General features: G+C 72.9%; 12 protein-coding genes. 7 read left to right on the top strand and 5 right to left on the bottom strand.

What is annotated here, in order from left to right; all coding sequences use genetic code 11:
- Nucleotides 1–200 precede the first annotated feature (200 nt).
- The 5 genes from I3F54_RS27910 to I3F54_RS27890 are packed head-to-tail and all read right to left on the bottom strand — an operon-like array spanning nt 201 to nt 5,775.
- The gene (locus tag I3F54_RS27910) at nt 201–1,511 is read right to left on the bottom strand and encodes a DUF58 domain-containing protein (RefSeq protein ID WP_240121691.1); all 1,311 of its coding nucleotides are present in this window, start codon (nt 1,509–1,511) and stop codon (nt 201–203) included.
- Nucleotides 1,511–2,500, bottom strand: a complete 990-nt coding sequence (locus tag I3F54_RS27905) for a MoxR family ATPase (protein WP_240121694.1) — start codon at nt 2,498–2,500, stop codon at nt 1,511–1,513. The genes I3F54_RS27910 and I3F54_RS27905 overlap by 1 nt, the downstream gene beginning before the upstream one ends.
- The gene (locus tag I3F54_RS27900; RefSeq protein WP_240121690.1) at nt 2,500–3,693 is read right to left on the bottom strand and encodes a DUF4350 domain-containing protein; all 1,194 of its coding nucleotides are present in this window, start codon (nt 3,691–3,693) and stop codon (nt 2,500–2,502) included. The genes I3F54_RS27905 and I3F54_RS27900 overlap by 1 nt, the downstream gene beginning before the upstream one ends.
- Entirely contained in the window at nt 3,690–4,475 is a 786-nt protein-coding gene (locus I3F54_RS27895) for a DUF4129 domain-containing protein (protein ID WP_374205975.1), read from the bottom strand. Before I3F54_RS27895 ends, I3F54_RS27900 begins: the two co-directional genes overlap by 4 nt.
- Nucleotides 4,476–4,479: 4 nt before the next feature.
- Complete coding sequence (locus I3F54_RS27890; protein WP_240121689.1) at nt 4,480–5,775, bottom strand: glycerophosphoryl diester phosphodiesterase membrane domain-containing protein; 1,296 nt, start codon at nt 5,773–5,775, stop codon at nt 4,480–4,482.
- Nucleotides 5,776–5,915: 140 nt separating this feature from the next.
- On the opposite strand from I3F54_RS27890, the gene mtnA reads away from it, so the two are divergent.
- The 7 genes from mtnA to I3F54_RS27855 all read left to right on the top strand — a co-directional run bounded on the left by mtnA (nt 5,916) and on the right by I3F54_RS27855 (nt 15,175).
- Nucleotides 5,916–7,058, top strand: coding sequence for an S-methyl-5-thioribose-1-phosphate isomerase (gene mtnA / locus I3F54_RS27885; RefSeq protein WP_240121688.1), 1,143 nt, complete (start codon nt 5,916–5,918; stop codon nt 7,056–7,058).
- A 124-nt stretch (nt 7,059–7,182) separates the two neighbouring features.
- A complete protein-coding gene (gene mtrA, locus I3F54_RS27880; protein ID WP_275676933.1) occupies nt 7,183–7,872 on the top strand; it encodes a two-component system response regulator MtrA in 690 nt (229 codons plus the stop codon).
- Nucleotide 7,873: 1 nt separating this feature from the next.
- Nucleotides 7,874–10,243, top strand: coding sequence for an MtrAB system histidine kinase MtrB (gene mtrB / locus I3F54_RS27875; protein WP_374205974.1), 2,370 nt, complete (start codon nt 7,874–7,876; stop codon nt 10,241–10,243).
- On the top strand, nt 10,233–12,056 hold the full coding sequence (locus tag I3F54_RS27870) for an LpqB family beta-propeller domain-containing protein (protein WP_240121686.1): 1,824 nt from the start codon (nt 10,233–10,235) through the stop codon (nt 12,054–12,056). Before mtrB ends, I3F54_RS27870 begins: the two co-directional genes overlap by 11 nt.
- A gap of 243 nt (nt 12,057–12,299) precedes the next feature.
- On the top strand, nt 12,300–13,190 hold the full coding sequence (locus tag I3F54_RS27865; protein WP_240121685.1) for a ComF family protein: 891 nt from the start codon (nt 12,300–12,302) through the stop codon (nt 13,188–13,190).
- 315 nt (nt 13,191–13,505) lie between these two features.
- A complete protein-coding gene (hpf, locus tag I3F54_RS27860; RefSeq protein ID WP_374205973.1) occupies nt 13,506–14,198 on the top strand; it encodes a ribosome hibernation-promoting factor, HPF/YfiA family in 693 nt (230 codons plus the stop codon).
- Nucleotides 14,199–14,431: 233 nt separating this feature from the next.
- Entirely contained in the window at nt 14,432–15,175 is a 744-nt protein-coding gene (locus I3F54_RS27855; protein WP_240121683.1) for a response regulator transcription factor, read from the top strand.
- Nucleotides 15,176–15,181 lie beyond the last annotated feature (6 nt).

Below are 15,181 nucleotides of genomic sequence, written 5' to 3'. Positions count from 1 at the left end.
AGCTAAGCCTTACAGCGCCGATGGTACTGCAGGGGGGACCCTGTGGGAGAGTAGGACGCCGCCGAACAATTCTTGAGGAAACCCCGCACCGGTTCGGTGCGGGGTTTTCTGCGTTCATGGTGCCCTGCTGCCCGGGGGAGTCGCCGGGGAATCCCTTGGTCCCTGATCCCCGGATCTCCCCCGATCGGCTCGGAGTCAGCTCACAGGCGTCCGCCCGACTTCAGGGCCAGATACGTGTCGGCGAGCACCGGCGCGAGGTCGTCCGGGGTCGCGTCGACGACCGTGACGCCGTGCCGGCGGAGCTGCTCGGCGGTCCGGTGGCGTTCTGTCCGGGACTGGGCCGCCGCTGCCGCCTCGTACACCGCGTCCGTCGTACCGCGGGCCCGCGCCATGGCCGCGATGTGCGGATCGGCCACGGAGGCCACCAGGACCGTGTGGCGCTGCGTCAGCCGCGGGAGGACGGGAAGCAGGCCCTCCTCGACCGGGGCGGCGTCGAGCGTCGTGAAGAGGACGATCAGTGAGCGGCGGGGCGCCGTCCGCAGGGCCGCCGCCGACAGGCCGCGAGCATCCGTCTCCACCAGCTCGGGCTCGATCGTGGCCATGGCGTTGACCAGGGACGGCAGGACGTCGCCCGCGGTGCGGCCCTGGACGAGGGCCCGTACGCGGCGGTCGTAGGCGAGCAGGTCGACCCGGTCGCCCGCTCGGGCGGCCAGTGCGGCCAGGAGAAGAGCCGCGTCCATGGCTGCGTCGAGGCGCGGGGCATCGCCCACACGGCCCGCGGAGGTGCGGCCGGTGTCCAGGACCAGCAGGATGTGGCGGTCCCGTTCCGGGCGCCAGGTGCGGACGGCGACCGCGTTCTGGCGGGCTGTGGCCCGCCAGTCGATGGAGCGGGTGTCGTCCCCCGGGACGTAGGCGCGCAGGCTGTCGAACTCCGTGCCTTCGCCACGCTGGAGCGAGCTGGTGCGTCCGTCGAGTTCCCGGAGGCGGGCCAGCTTCGAGGGCAGGTGCCGGCGGCTGGTGAACGGTGGCAGGACACGCATCGTCCAGGGGACCTCGTGGGTGCCCTGGCGGGAGAAGAGGCCCAGGGGGCCGTACGAGCGGATCGTCACCCGGTCGGCCTTGCGGTCGCCTCGCCGGGTCGGGCGCAGCCGGGTGGTGAGGCGACGCTGTTCGCCCGCAGGAACGGCGACGCGGTGGCGGGAGGCCGTGACCTCCGTGCCGGGCAGCCAGCTGCTGGGGGGCCACGCGTCGCGCAGGTGCGCGCGGAGCGGACGGCGGGAGGGGTTGGCCACGGTGAGGGTGACGTCGGCCGTGCCGCCCAGGCGGACCGATGTGTCGCCGGAGCGGGTCAGGCCCAGGCGCCGTACCGGCGCGGCCAGGGCGAAGTCGCAGGCGCACGCCACCGCGAGGGGGGTGTTCACGGCGAGGATGCCGGTCCAGTCGGCTCCCCAGATCCCGACGGGGACGGAGCCCAGTGCCGCGAGGAGCGCGGCGCGTCCGGTGAACGCCATCAGCGGGGGACGGGGACGTGGGCGAGGACGGCGGTGATGACGGAGTCCGCGGTGACGCCCTCCATCTCGGCCTCCGGGCGGAGCTGCACACGATGGCGGAGGGTGGGCAGTGCGAGTGCCTTCACATCGTCGGGGATCACGTAGTCGCGGCCCGTCAGCCAGGCCCACGCGCGCGACGTGGCGAGCAGCGCGGTGGCGCCGCGGGGGGACACCCCGAGCGTGAGAGAGGGGGACTCGCGGGTCGCGCGGCAGATGTCCACGACGTAGGCGGTGATCTCGGGGGAGACCGCGGTCTTGGCGACTGCGGCGCGGGCGGCCTGGAGGTCGGCGGGGCCGGCCACCGGGCGGACGCCCGCGGTGTGCAGGTCTCGCGGGTTGAAGCCGGCGGCGTGCCGGGTGAGGACGTCGATCTCGTCCTGGCGGGAGGGCAGCGGGATCGTCAGTTTCAGGAGGAAGCGGTCCAGCTGGGCCTCGGGCAGGGGGTAGGTGCCCTCGTACTCCACGGGGTTCTGCGTGGCGGCGACCAGGAACGGATCCGGGAGAGGACGGGGGGTGCCGTCGACCGTGACCTGGCGCTCCTCCATGGCTTCGAGGAGGGACGACTGGGTCTTCGGCGGCGTGCGGTTGATCTCGTCCGCGAGGAGGAGGTGGGTGAAGACGGGGCCCGGCTGGAAGGAGAACTCCGCGGTGCGGGCGTCGTAGACCAGGGAGCCGGTGACGTCACTGGGCATCAGATCGGGCGTGAACTGCACGCGCTTGGTGTCGAGTTCGAGGGCGGAGGCGAGCGCCCGGACGAGCAACGTCTTGGCGACGCCGGGAACTCCTTCGAGGAGGACGTGTCCACGGCAGAGCAGGGCGACGACGAGGCCGGTCACAGCGGGGTCCTGGCCGACCACGGCCTTGGCGATCTCGGCGCGCAGGGCTTCGAGGGCGGCCCGGGAGTTGCCCGGATGCCCGGTCTGCCCGGCGTTGTCAGTGGTCGGGTCCATCATGGACGGCGTACCTCACTTTCGAGGGCGTCGAGTCGGTCGGCGAGGGAGACGAGCGCCGCGTCGTCGCGCGGCGGTGGGCCGAAGAGGAGGGTGTCCAGGTCCTGTCCGCTGCTGTGCAGGTGGGCGGAGAGGGCGGGGAGCAGGGCCTCGGGTGCGTGGGCCTGGGAGACGGAGACTCCCACGAGCGGGGCCAGGCGGGCGCGTGTCGTGGAGCGGAGAGCTGTGGCGGCCCGGTCGCGGGCATCGGCCCTGCGGTAGAGGCGGGCGCGGCCCTCGACGGTCTCGGAGGCGCGGATCGCCACGGGGAGGTTCTCGGGCACGAGGCGTCCGAGCCGGCGTGCGCGCCAGAGGGCGGCCAGGGCTGCGGCGACGAAGAGCTGCAGGGTGCCCCACAGCCAGCCCGAGGGGAGCAGGTCCAGGAAGTCCGCCTCGTCGTCCGTCTCGGTGGCGGTGGTGTCGGACAGGGAGGGGAGGTACCACACGAGATGGGGGCGGGAGCCGAGGAGCTGGAGGGCCAGCGAGGCGTTGCCCTGCTGGTCGAGGCCCTTGTTGAAGAGGATGTCGGGCGCGCCGAGGACGATCGTGTCGCCGTTCCCGGAGGCCGGGACGCGCAGCAGTGTGGCCAGGCGTCGGCTGGGGTAGCACTTGTCGGCGTCGAGGCGGGTGGTGGTGTAGCGGATGCCGCCGGTGTCGGCGGTGCCTGCGCGGTGGGCGGCCGGCAGGTCGCACTGGGGGGTGAGGGTCGAGCGGGCGCTGGTGGCCGGGTCCGCGGTGACCTGGGGGACGAGGTTCTCCACGGACGTGCCGCCGGGGGCGACGAGGACGGTGCGGCCGCCGGACTCGGCGGTCGCCGAGCGGAGTCGGGACTGCTGAAGGGGCGTCAGCAGGTCGGGGACGGCGACCAGGAGGGTGGTGTCCGGGCCGGCCGCGGAGCGAGCCGCGTCGAGCGTGGTCACCACGCGCGTGTGGACGCCTCGTTCGGCGAGGAGCGCGGCGACGGCACGGCTGCCGGAGGGGTCGGTGGAGCGGGGGTCCAGGCTGCCGTGCCGGTCGCCGGAGCGGACGACGGCGATGGCGACGGCCGCGGCCAGGAGCAGCACCAGCGCCAGGAGCAGGCCGCGGGAACGGGTGAACACCTGGCGTGCGGTGGGCGAGGCCGAGGTGGCCGGGCCGGAGGCCTCGGTCGTCATCCGGCGGCTCCCGGGTGGCCGGTGCCGGCGGTGCCGGTCGCTGTGCCGGCGAGCAGGGGCCTGCTGCCCTCCAGGTCGCCGTCGAGTGCGGCGAGGAGGCGGTACGCCTGCTCGGTCGCCCGGCGCCCGCCGTACGTCACGTCGTCGAAGGTCCGGGCCGCAGCGCGCAGCCCGTCCGCGTGGGAGGGCAGGACGCGGCCCGCTTCGGCGGCCGCCTCGTCGGCGGTGCGGCCCGGGCGTATGTCGAGCAGGGCACGTTCCTCCAGGGAGCGGACGATCGCGCGCATGCGTTCCTGGACGGCCTGGTTCCAGTGGGCCCGGGCGGCGTGTGCCTCAGCGGCGGTGCGGTGTTCGGCGGCGCTGCGGGGGCGGTCGTCGAAGAGGAGCGCGGAGGGGGCCGGCCTGCGGCGCGGTGTGCCCAGGCGCCACCACAGCGCGGCCAGGACGGCCAGGACGGCGACGATGATGACGACGAGGCCGACGGTTCCACCCGGGGCCGCGGTGGACGCGGCGCCGAAGAGGCGGTCGAGCCAGTCCCACAGCGTGTTCAGGACGCGCTCGAACAGGCTGGGGTCGTTCTCGTGGTACACGCTCTTGGACAGCTCGCGCCGGGCCGCCTCGCGTGCGGGGCCGCGGTCGATCGTGACCGGTGGTACGTCGCCCGAGCGCGCCGACGACAGCAGCGAGGTGTCGCCGGCGCGCAGCAGGGCGGGTACGGCCGCGTCGGCGGCGCGTTCCAGGGCCGCCCGTGCCGCTGTGAGAACTCCCCCCGTCGGACTCACCCCATCAGCTCCCGGGAGTGGCGTTGCCGGGGCCGTGCCCCGGGAGGCCGGCGGCGCGGGCCAGTTCGAGATCCAGGGCTTCGCGGCGGATGCGCTGGTCGATGTAGAGGAGCACGGTCACGCCCGCGCTGATCGGGAACGTGATCATGGAGCCGATGACCGATCCGATGCCGCTGACGACCAGGAACAGCCAGCCGACGCCGCCGGTGCCGTCGACGAGGCCGGAGACGCCGTCGTCGTTGAACGCGGCGCCCAGCAGGGAGAAGGGTACGACGACGATCGCCGCGACGATGTTCGCGATGATCATGGCGAGCAACTGGATACCGAAGACGCGCCACCAGGAGCCGCGGACCAGTTTCGCGGAGCGGCTCATCGCCCTGCGGATGCTCTGCTTCTCCAGCATCAGCGCGGGCGAGGCCAGGGAGAAGCGGATCATCAGCCACAGGACGACGGGGACGGCGGCGACCCCGCCCAGGGCGGCGAGTGCGGCACCCGCCTCGGCGTTCCCGGTGGCGGCCATGACGAGGCCGGGGCCCATGCCCACGGCGCCGGTGGCCGCGGCGATGAGCAGCAGCAGGAAGATCAGCCCGAACAGCCGGGGCAGCTGCGGTCGCGCGTCCTGCCAGGCCTCCCGGACGGTGACCGACCGGCCGAGCACGGCACGGCTGGTGACCGTGGTCAGCAGCGCGGTCGCCACGACCGTGCCGACCAGCGAGACGAGGAAGACGACGCCGGAGTCGATCACGGCGCTGCCCATGGCGCGGGCGAGCTCGTCGACGGTGGCGTCGGGGTTGTTGAGGGCGTCGCTGCTCACCGTGTCGTTCAGGACCAGGCCCCGGAGCAGGACCACGGCGACCTCCGTGACCACCGCGACGGTCAGGGAGATGCCCAGGACCGTGCGCCAGTAGGTGCGCATCGTGGACACCGCCCCGTCGAGGATCTCGCCCACGCCCAGAGGGCGCAGCGGGATCACACCGGGCTTGACCGCGGGCGGCGGGCCGCCCCAGCCCGCGCCCCAGGCGCGGTGACCGGCGGGACCGGGGCCTCCGGTGGGCGCGGGCGCACCCCAGCCCGGGCCGGGCGGCGGGGGCGGCGGTGCCTGGCCCGGCTGCTGCGAGGGAGCCGGCGCGGACCACTGGCCGGGCGGCGGCTGTGCCGGGGACCACCGGGCGTCGGCCCCGGACGGACTCTGCTCCGGCCGGCCGGCCGGCTCCGCGGAACCGGCGGAGGGCTGCGCACCGGGCTCCTGCCCGTCGGACGGGGCGGATCCGGGCGAGGCCCAGCCCGGAGTGTCTTTCATCGTCGCTCCTTCACGGTGCCTGTCCGCGGTCGCGGCGGCAGGTTGGCAGCCATCGTGCCATGGGGTGGTCATCGGGGTACCGGTCGAGGTCGGGGCCGCGCAGCTTCAATTGTCGGCCGGACAACGGGCAGACTGAGCGCATGGCTGATCAGTACGCGCAATCCGGCGAGGACAAGCAGCCCACCGGGACACCTGCGATCCGGTGGGAGGAGCCGCCCGAGGGGCCCGTGGTGGTCCTTCTCGACCAGACGAGGCTGCCGGCCGAGGAGGTCGAGCTGGTCTGTACGGACGCTCCGGCGCTGGTGGAGGCGATCCGGTCGCTCGCCGTGCGCGGGGCGCCCCTGCTGGGCATCGCGGGGGCCTACGGCGTCGCGCTGGCGGCCGCGCGTGGGTTCGACGTCGCCGACGCGGCGGCCTCGCTGGCCGGTGCCCGCCCCACCGCGGTGAATCTGTCCGTCGGCGTGCGCAGGGCCCGGGAGGCGCACCAGGCCGTGCTGGCCCGGGGCGGCACCTCGGGACAGGCCGCGCAGGCGGCGCTCGTCGCGGCGCGGGCCCTGCACCGCGAGGACGCCGAGGCCAGTGCCCGGATGGCCGGACACGGGCTGGCGCTGCTCGACGAACTGCTCCCCGGAGGCGGGCACCGCATCCTCACGCACTGCAACACCGGGATGCTGGTGTCCGGCGGTGAGGGAACCGCGTTCGCGGTGGCGCTGGCCGCGCACCGGGCGGGCCGGCTGCGGCGGCTGTGGGTGGACGAGACCCGCCCGCTGCTGCAGGGTGCCCGGCTGACGGGCTGGGAGGCGGCCCGGCACGCAATGGCGTTCACTCTGCTCACCGACAACGCGGCCGGCTCGCTGTTCGCGGCCGGTGAGGTGGACGCGGTGCTGGTCGGGGCGGACCGCGTCGCGGCCGACGGGTCGGTGGCGAACAAGGTGGGCAGCTACCCGCTGGCGGTGCTCGCCCGGTACCACCATGTGCCGTTCATCGTGGTGGCGCCGGTGACCACGGTGGACCCGGACACCCCGGACGGGACGGGCATCGAGGTCGAGCAGCGGCCCGGGTACGAGGTGACCGAGATCAGCGCGCCGCAGGCGCCGTCGCTGGGTGCCGGGGGTGGTGTCCCGGTGGCGCCGCTGGGGGCCCAGGCCTACAACCCGGCCTTCGACGTGACACCGCCGGAGCTGGTCACGGCGATCGTCACCGAGAGTGGCGTGATCTCACCGGTGACCGCCGATTCCCTGGCCGAGCTGTGCACCCGGGCGCGGCAGGAGACCCTCGGATAGGGCCCCGCGCGGGCCGTCGCCGGGGGCGGCGGAGGTGAGGGCAGACAGTGACCGGTGCATACGACTATCGTCACGGGCCAGTGACCTCTCTCACCAGCGTCCCGGTCACTGTTACGAGAATGGGATGATGTCGTTTATGAAGGGACGAGTCCTTGTCGTCGACGACGACACCGCACTGGCCGAGATGCTCGGCATCGTGCTGCGTGGTGAAGGTTTTGAGCCGTCTTTCGTAGCCGACGGCGACAGGGCGCTGGCTGCATTCCGTGAGACCAAGCCCGACCTGGTGCTGCTCGATCTGATGCTGCCGGGCCGGGACGGAATCGAGGTGTGCCGCCTGATCAGGGCGGAGTCCGGGGTGCCGATCGTGATGCTCACGGCCAAGAGCGACACCGTCGACGTGGTCGTGGGCCTCGAGTCGGGTGCCGACGACTACATCGTCAAGCCGTTCAAGCCGAAGGAGCTCGTCGCCCGGATCAGGGCGCGACTCAGGAGGTCGGAGGAGCCTGCGCCGGAGCAGCTTGCCATCGGTGACCTCGTCATCGACGTGGCCGGGCACTCCGTAAAGCGGGACGGGCAGTCCATCGCGCTGACGCCGCTGGAGTTCGATCTGCTGGTGGCGCTGGCCCGCAAGCCGTGGCAGGTGTTCACCCGCGAGGTGCTCCTGGAGCAGGTGTGGGGCTATCGGCACGCGGCCGACACGCGCCTGGTCAACGTGCACGTCCAGCGGCTGCGCTCCAAGGTCGAGAAGGACCCGGAGCGGCCGGAGATCGTGGTGACCGTCCGCGGCGTCGGTTACAAGGCCGGGCCGAGCTGACATGTCCAGGGACAGTGCCGCTGCGGCGCCCCGCCGGTCCGGCGCCGGTGCCGGGCGGCCTGTCGGCTCCAAGGCGCCAGGCTCACGCCGGGCACGCTTCCTGGAGGGCGGACTTCTCCAGGGCGGCGTCCAGGGCAGCCCGGTCATCCGCCTGCTCATGCGGTGGGTGCGCCGCCCGCTGCTGCCCGTCATACGCCTGTGGCGGCGCAACATCCAGCTCCGGGTCGTCGCCACGACCCTGCTGATGTCGCTGGGTGTCGTGCTGCTGCTGGGCTTCGTCGTGATCGGGCAGGTGCGCAACGGCCTGCTGGACGCCAAGGTCAAGGCGTCGCAGAGCCAGGCCACGGGCGGTTTCGCGGTGGCCAAGCAGAAGGCCGACGAGGCGGCGTCCGGAGCCGACGAAGGCTCCGGGGTGGACGGCAGTCCCGCGCCGAACGTCATCGAGTGGATGAGCAACCTGGTCTCGTCGCTGTCGAGCGGCGGCCAGGGCGCCTTCGACGTGGTCACCCTGCCGGTGGGCGGAGACGGCGCCGGCGGGCGCGGTCCGCGCGCCTCCGGGTTCGTCGACCCCTCCGTCAGCGTGCCCGAGGCACTGCGGCAGCGGATCGACTCCAGCACGGCCGCGGCGCAGAGTTACACCCGGATCGTCTACTACGACGGCAAGCAGTCCCAGCCCGGCCTCGTCATCGGCAAGCAGGTCAACGACCCCAACGGCAACCCCTACCAGCTGTACTACCTCTTCCCGCTCACGCAGGAGGAGAAGTCCCTGAGCCTGGTCAAGGGCACACTGGCCACCGCGGGGCTGTTCGTCGTCGTCCTCCTCGGCGCCATCGCGTGGCTGGTGGTGCGGCAGGTCGTCACGCCCGTGCGGATGGCCGCGGGGATCGCGGAGCGGTTGTCGGCCGGACGGCTCCAGGAGCGGATGAAGGTCACCGGCGAGGACGACATCGCCCGGCTCGGCGAGGCCTTCAACAAGATGGCGCAGAGCCTTCAGCTGAAGATCAACCAGCTGGAGGACCTGTCCCGGATGCAGCGGCGGTTCGTGTCCGACGTGTCGCACGAGCTGCGGACGCCGCTGACGACCGTGCGGATGGCGGCCGATGTCATCCACGAGGCACGCGAGGACTTCGACCCGGTGACGGCCCGGTCCGCCGAGCTGCTCGCCGACCAGCTGGACCGGTTCGAGTCGCTGCTCGCCGACCTGCTGGAGATCAGCCGGTTCGACGCGGGCGCGGCGGCGCTGGAGGCCGAGCCGATCGACCTCAGGGAGGTCGTGCGCAGCGTGGTCAGCGGCGCCGCGCCGCTGGCCGAGCGCAAGGGCACCCGGATACGTGTCGTCGGCGACCAGCAGCCCGTCGTCGCCGAGGCCGACGCCCGCCGCGTGGAGCGTGTCCTGCGCAACCTCGTGGTCAACGCCGTGGAGCACGGCGAGGGCAAGGACGTCGTCGTCAAGCTCGCCGCGGCGGGCGGGGCCGTCGCCGTCGCGGTGCGCGACTACGGCGTCGGGCTCAAGCCCGGCGAGGCGACCCGGGTCTTCAGCCGCTTCTGGCGGGCCGACCCGGCACGCGCGCGTACGACGGGCGGTACGGGCCTGGGGCTGTCCATCGCCCTGGAGGACGCGCGGCTGCACGGCGGCTGGCTGCAGGCCTGGGGTGAACCGGGCGGCGGTTCGCAGTTCCGTCTGACGCTGCCCAGGACCGCGGACGAGCCGTTGCGGGGCTCTCCGATACCGCTGGAGCCGAAGGACTCGCGGCGCAACCGCGGGCCGGGCGACGCCGGACTGCCCCGCGGCGGGGAGAAGGCGGTCACCGTGCCCGCCCAGCCGAACGGGGACCAGGCACAGCCTCTGGGCCCCCACGCCTCGATGCCGCCCCTGGTGACCGGATCGACGCCGACGGCCGACCCGACGGCGCTGCCCGGGAACGGTGCCCGCGTGGTCCCGAGGCCGGGCGGTGGGCCGCTGCGGCCCGAGACGGCGCCGGGCGGCGTGACGAGGCCGGCCGGCACGGGGGCCGCAGCGGGATCGTCCCGAACCGCCGCACCGGAGGGATCGGCGGGATCGGAACGGCCCGGTCCCTCCGGCGGTCCCGGGCAACCGGACCGTCCCGAACCGCGCGAGAACCCCGGGCGCACGGACCGCCCCGAGCCTGCGGACCGTGCCGCCGGGCACGATGGTTCCCCCGGTTCCGGTCACCCGGACGGCTCCGGGCACGCCGGGTCCGTCGACCGGTCCGCCCCGGCCGGGCACGCCGCTCGGCCCGACGAGTCCCGGCGGCCCCAGCAGTCCCGGCCCGCAGAGTCCGTGCAGTCCGCCCGGTCGACCCGGTCGGGACCGTCCGATCAGCAAGGGGAGGCCTTCCGTGGGCGCTGACCTCAACGGGAGCGCCCGGCGTACGGCGGTGCGCGCGGCGGCGTACGCCGCCTGTGGCGCGGTCCTGCTGGCCGGGTGCGCGACGATGCCCGACAGCGGCGACCTGCGCGGCGTGGAGTCGACGCCGCGGCAGGACTCGCAGGTGCGGGTCTTCGCGATGCCGCCCAGGGAAGGTGCGTTGCCCTCGGAGATCGTGCAGGGCTTCCTGGAGGCGCTGACCAGCGACGATCCAACGTTCGCGACGGCGCGCCAGTACCTGACGCCGGAGGCGTCGAAGAACTGGCACCCGTTCCGGTCCACCACCGTGCTCGCCGACGGGCCCGGTGCCGAGGCCGATCGCTCCGGGGGCCGGGAGTACGGCAACGACTTCCTGTTCACGCTGACCGGCACCAGGGTCGCCACGGTGGACGAGCAGCAGTCCTACACGCCCGCTCCGGGGATGTACCGGCAGCCGGTGCACCTCACCCGGGACGGGAAGACGGGCCAGTGGCGCATCGACGGGCCGCCGCCGGGTGTCGTCATGGGCAAGTCCGACTTCCAGCGCAACTACATGTCCGTCAACAAGTACTACTTCGCCTCGAGCACGCAGGAGCCCTCCGGGGAGCCCGTGACGGTCGCCGACCCCGTGTACGTACGCGAGCGTGTCGAGCCCATGACGCAGGTCGTGCGGTCGGTGCTGGCCGGGCCCACCCGGTGGCTGCGGCCCGTGGCCAGGTCGAGCTTCCCCACCGGCACGGCGTTGGAGAAGGGCGTCACGCTGACGCCGGACGACCAGAACCGGCTGACCGTGCCCCTCAACGGCAAGGCCGCGCGGGTCGGCCGGGGCAAGTGCGACGAGATGGCGGCCCAGCTGCTGTTCACGTTGCAGAACCTCACGCCCGTGGTGGACGAGGTCGAGCTGAGGTCGGGCGGACGGCACCTGTGCTCGCTCGGCAAGGACCGGGCCGACACGGTCGCCGCCCGCGGCTCGCAGAGCCACCCCCAGTACCTGTACTTCGTCAACGGCGACCACCGGCTGGTCCGACTGGCCAACGGCGCCACCCGGCCCGACCCCGTTCCCGGCCCGCTGGGCGAGGGCGGGGTCGGCCTGAGCGCGGTGGCGGTGTCGCACGACGAGCACGTGGCAGCGGGTGTCAGCGCCGACGGCCGGCAGCTGTACGTCGCGTCCATGGTGTCGGCCAGCTCCCTCGGCGGCAGCCTGCTGACCAGCAGGGGAGCGAAGCAGCAGGACCGGCTGTCGACACCCAGCTGGGATCCGCACGGTGACCTGTGGGTGGCCGACCGCGACCCCGCCCACGGCGGGCTGTTCCTGCTGGTGAACGGCGCGGGCAAACCGATGGACGTGGCTACCCCGGGGCTCGACGGGACCATCCGGGACGTGCGGGTGGCCGCCGACGGAGTACGGATCGCGCTGGTCGTCGAGAAGGGCGGCAAGCAGTCGCTCGTCATCGGCCGGATCGAGCGGGACGACGGCGACGGCGGCGGCAAGCCGCAGGTCTCCGTCCTCGAACTGCGGCCTGCGGCGCCCGAGCTGGAGGAGGTCACGACCATGTCGTGGGCCGGTGACAGCCGCCTCGTGGTGGTCGGGCGCGAGACGGAAGGCGTGCAGCAGATGCGGTACGTCCAGGTCGACGGATCCACGCCGGAGGGGCCGGCGCCGGCCGCACTGACCGGGGTGCAGGAGATCGCCGCCTCCGAGGACGACCGGGTCTCGCTGGTGGCCCACTCGGTGGACGGCATCGTGCGCCTGCCTGCCACGGGGCAGTGGGAGAAGGTCGTGAAGGTGGGGTCGGCGCCCGTTTATCCGGGGTGAGTCCCCTCTTGGTGTGCCTTCGGACGCCGTTTCCCGCCGAGCCGCCGTGGCGCGCATTTCCCGCCGTGCCACTGGCGGGAGAGGACGGCGGCAGCCTTTCAGGCCCTTCAAGGGTCTGAGGGGGTGCTGTTTCACCGCCGCTTACCCGTGTGGGTGAGCGTGCACGGAGAAAGCGCTGAGTTTTCCACAGCGAGTTTTCCACAGGGGTGGCCGGGACGTGCGGGCAGCGGCACAGTGGACGCCATGCGGGGGTGGTGGAAGGACCTCACCGATCTTGTGTTGCCGGCCGAGTGCGGAGGCTGTGGAAGGCCTCGCACGGCGCTCTGCCCCGAATGCCGTGCCGCCCTGAGCGGGGCCGTGCCGCGCCGCGTGGAGCCGGTGCCGGAGCCGCCGGGACTGCCGGTGGTCCACGCGGTGGCCCGGTACGAGGACCAGGTGCGGGCCATGCTGCTGGCGCACAAGGAACGGGGAGCCCTGGCACTGGGGGCGCCGCTGGGCGCGGCGCTGGCGGGAGCGGTGCTCGCCGGACCGGGTGCCCCTGCCGCGTCGGGCGACACGCCGGTGCTGCTGGTTCCCGTGCCGTCCGCGCGCGGGGCGGTGCGGGCGCGTGGCCATGATCCGGTACGGCGGATCGCGCTCGCCGCCTCGGGCGAGCTGCGCCGTCGCGGGGTGTCCGCTCGGGTACTCGGCGTGCTGCGGCAACGGCGTCCCGTCGCCGACCAGGCCGGGCTGGACTTCCAGCAGCGGCAACGGAACCTCGCGGGCGCGCTGGCGGTGGTGCGCGGTGCGGGCAGGCTGCTGGCCGTGGGCTCGGTCGTGCTCGTCGACGACGTGATGACGACGGGCGCCTCGCTCGCTGAGGCCGCGCGTGCCGTGCGGGCGGCGGGCGGTGGCGGACCGGGACGGGGGCCGAGCGGCGCGGGAGCGGGTGGGGCGGGTGAGGGCGCCGTGTCCGGTGTGCCCGAGCGGACCGGCCGGGAGGGAGCACGGGGACGCCGGGACGGGGCCGCGGAGGGGGACGCGCTGCTGTCGTCCGTCCCGACGGGCGGGGCGGCAGCCGGGGGCGCCGGCGGTGTGCTGGGCGCAGCGGTGGTCGCTGCTTCCCCCGATGCTTTCGAGAAGTGCCGGAACTGACAGCAAAGTTGCATCGTTGCAGGTAATGAGAGGGGTAATTCACCTGAACGGAGGTACGTAGCGGTAGAGGGTGACGACATCCGGGCGGGCGAGATATGTTCGGTTGTGAGGGAAAGGCGCAGGCCATACCCCTCATATGTGAATGCCGTGCTGCGCGTTTCGGCAATCGTCGCGCAGCGCTGGGGTGGAGATCTTGCCCGTGGGGGAGGAGGAGGTGAAAGTCACCGAGTCCGAGGTTCCGGCGCTCACCGGAGCCTGGTGCAAAAGGGAGATGCTCCGTCATTGAAGCGGAGCGATCCGGGAACGGAGTTCTGCGTGGACATCGTCGTCAAGGGCCGCAAGACCGAGGTGCCCGAGCGGTTCCGCAAGCACGTGGCCGAGAAGCTGAAGCTGGACAAGATCCAGAAGCTCGACGGCAAGGTGATCAGCCTCGACGTCGAGGTGTCCAAGGAGCCCAACCCCCGACAGGCCGACCGCTGCGACCGGGTGGAGATCACGCTCCGCTCCCGCGGTCCGGTGATCCGGGCGGAGGCAGCGGCCAGCGACCCGTACGCGGCACTCGACCTGGCTGCAGAGAAGCTGGATGCCCGGCTGCGCAAGCAGCACGACAAGCGTTACACCCGCCGCGGAGCCCGACGGCTCACGGCGGCAGAGGTCCCCAACCACGTCCCGGGTGTCGCCACGCTCAACGGGAACGGCCAGCCCGTACCGGCGGAGGAGCCGGACAGCGTGCCCACCAAGAAGATCGGCTCGCTGGAAGTGCAGGGCGAAGGCCCTCTCATCGTCCGCGAGAAGACGCACGTCGCCTCCCCGATGACGCTCGATCAGGCCCTCTACGAGATGGAACTGGTCGGCCACGACTTCTATCTGTTCGTCGACTCCGAGACCAAGGAGCCCAGTGTCGTCTACCGACGCCACGCCTACGACTACGGCGTGATCCACCTCAGCACGGACACGATGGTCACCCAGGCGCCCACGCCCGACGCGGGCGGGACGCTGGGCGGCTGACTTCCGGACGGCAAGCTGGGCTGGTGCCCCTGGAGCGCGGCGTGCGCTCCAGGGGCACCGGCGTGCGCCCCTCGAACCGCTCTGGACACCGGTGCGCGCCCCTTCGCCCACCGTGGGATCACCGTGTGGTCGTCCGGGCATGGAATCATGGCGGTGACGGCCCAACCGGTGGGCCGGCGCCTTGGGTTGGCGATGGCTCAGCACCACAGGCCACAGCCTCAGGGGGAGGAACGATGGCGGACAGCTTCGGACCGATGCGGGACGAGGGTGCCGACGGCGTCGCCGTCACGGGCCCGGAAGCGGGATCTCCACGCGCGGAGCCGATCAGAGTCCTGGTCGTGGACGACCACGCCCTGTTCCGCCGTGGCCTGGAGATCGTGCTCGCGGCCGAGGAGGACATCCAGGTCGTCGGGGAGGCGGGGGACGGTGCCGAGGCCGTCGACAAGGCCGCCGACCTGCTGCCCGACATCGTGCTGATGGACGTCCGCATGCCGAAGCGGGGTGGGATCGAGGCCTGCACCTCCATCAAGGAGGTCGCACCCAGCGCCAAGATCATCATGCTGACGATCAGCGACGAGGAAGCCGACCTCTACGACGCGATCAAGGCCGGCGCCACCGGCTACCTGCTGAAGGAGATCTCCACCGACGAGGTGGCCACCGCCATCCGCGCGGTCGCCGACGGCCAGTCGCAGATCAGCCCCTCCATGGCCTCGAAGCTGCTCACCGAGTTCAAGTCGATGATCCAGCGCACCGACGAGCGGCGCCTGGTCCCCGCGCCGCGGCTGACCGATCGCGAGCTGGAGGTCCTCAAGCTCGTCGCCACCGGGATGAACAACCGCGACATCGCCAAGGAGCTGTTCATCTCCGAGAACACCGTGAAGAACCACGTCCGCAACATCCTGGAGAAGCTGCAGCTGCACTCCAGGATGGAGGCCGTGGTGTACGCGATGCGGGAGAAGATCCTGGAGATCCGGTAGCCCGCC

The sequence above is a fragment of the Streptomyces sp. MUM 2J genome (assembly GCF_022414535.1).
Classification (GTDB): Bacteria; Actinomycetota; Actinomycetes; order Streptomycetales; family Streptomycetaceae; genus Streptomyces.
Note: the sequence above shows the minus strand (reverse complement) of the source record. Positions and strands in the feature narration are given on the sequence as shown.

Bases quoted from the DNA above. Each gene is read 5' to 3' on its own strand.
- I3F54_RS27910 (WP_240121691.1), bottom strand. From the start codon at position 1,511: ATGGCGTTCACCGGACGCGCCGCGCTCCTCGCGGCACTGGGCTCCGTC.
- I3F54_RS27905 (WP_240121694.1), bottom strand. From the start codon at position 2,500: ATGGACCCGACCACTGACAACGCCGGGCAGACCGGGCATCCGGGCAAC.
- I3F54_RS27900 (WP_240121690.1), bottom strand. From the start codon at position 3,693: ATGACGACCGAGGCCTCCGGCCCGGCCACCTCGGCCTCGCCCACCGCA.
- I3F54_RS27890 (WP_240121689.1), bottom strand. From the start codon at position 5,775: ATGAAAGACACTCCGGGCTGGGCCTCGCCCGGATCCGCCCCGTCCGAC.
- mtnA (WP_240121688.1), top strand. From the start codon at position 5,916: ATGGCTGATCAGTACGCGCAATCCGGCGAGGACAAGCAGCCCACCGGG.
- mtrA (WP_275676933.1), top strand. From the start codon at position 7,183: ATGATGTCGTTTATGAAGGGACGAGTCCTTGTCGTCGACGACGACACC.
- mtrB (WP_374205974.1), top strand. From the start codon at position 7,874: ATGTCCAGGGACAGTGCCGCTGCGGCGCCCCGCCGGTCCGGCGCCGGT.
- I3F54_RS27865 (WP_240121685.1), top strand. From the start codon at position 12,300: ATGCGGGGGTGGTGGAAGGACCTCACCGATCTTGTGTTGCCGGCCGAG.
- I3F54_RS27855 (WP_240121683.1), top strand. From the start codon at position 14,432: ATGGCGGACAGCTTCGGACCGATGCGGGACGAGGGTGCCGACGGCGTC.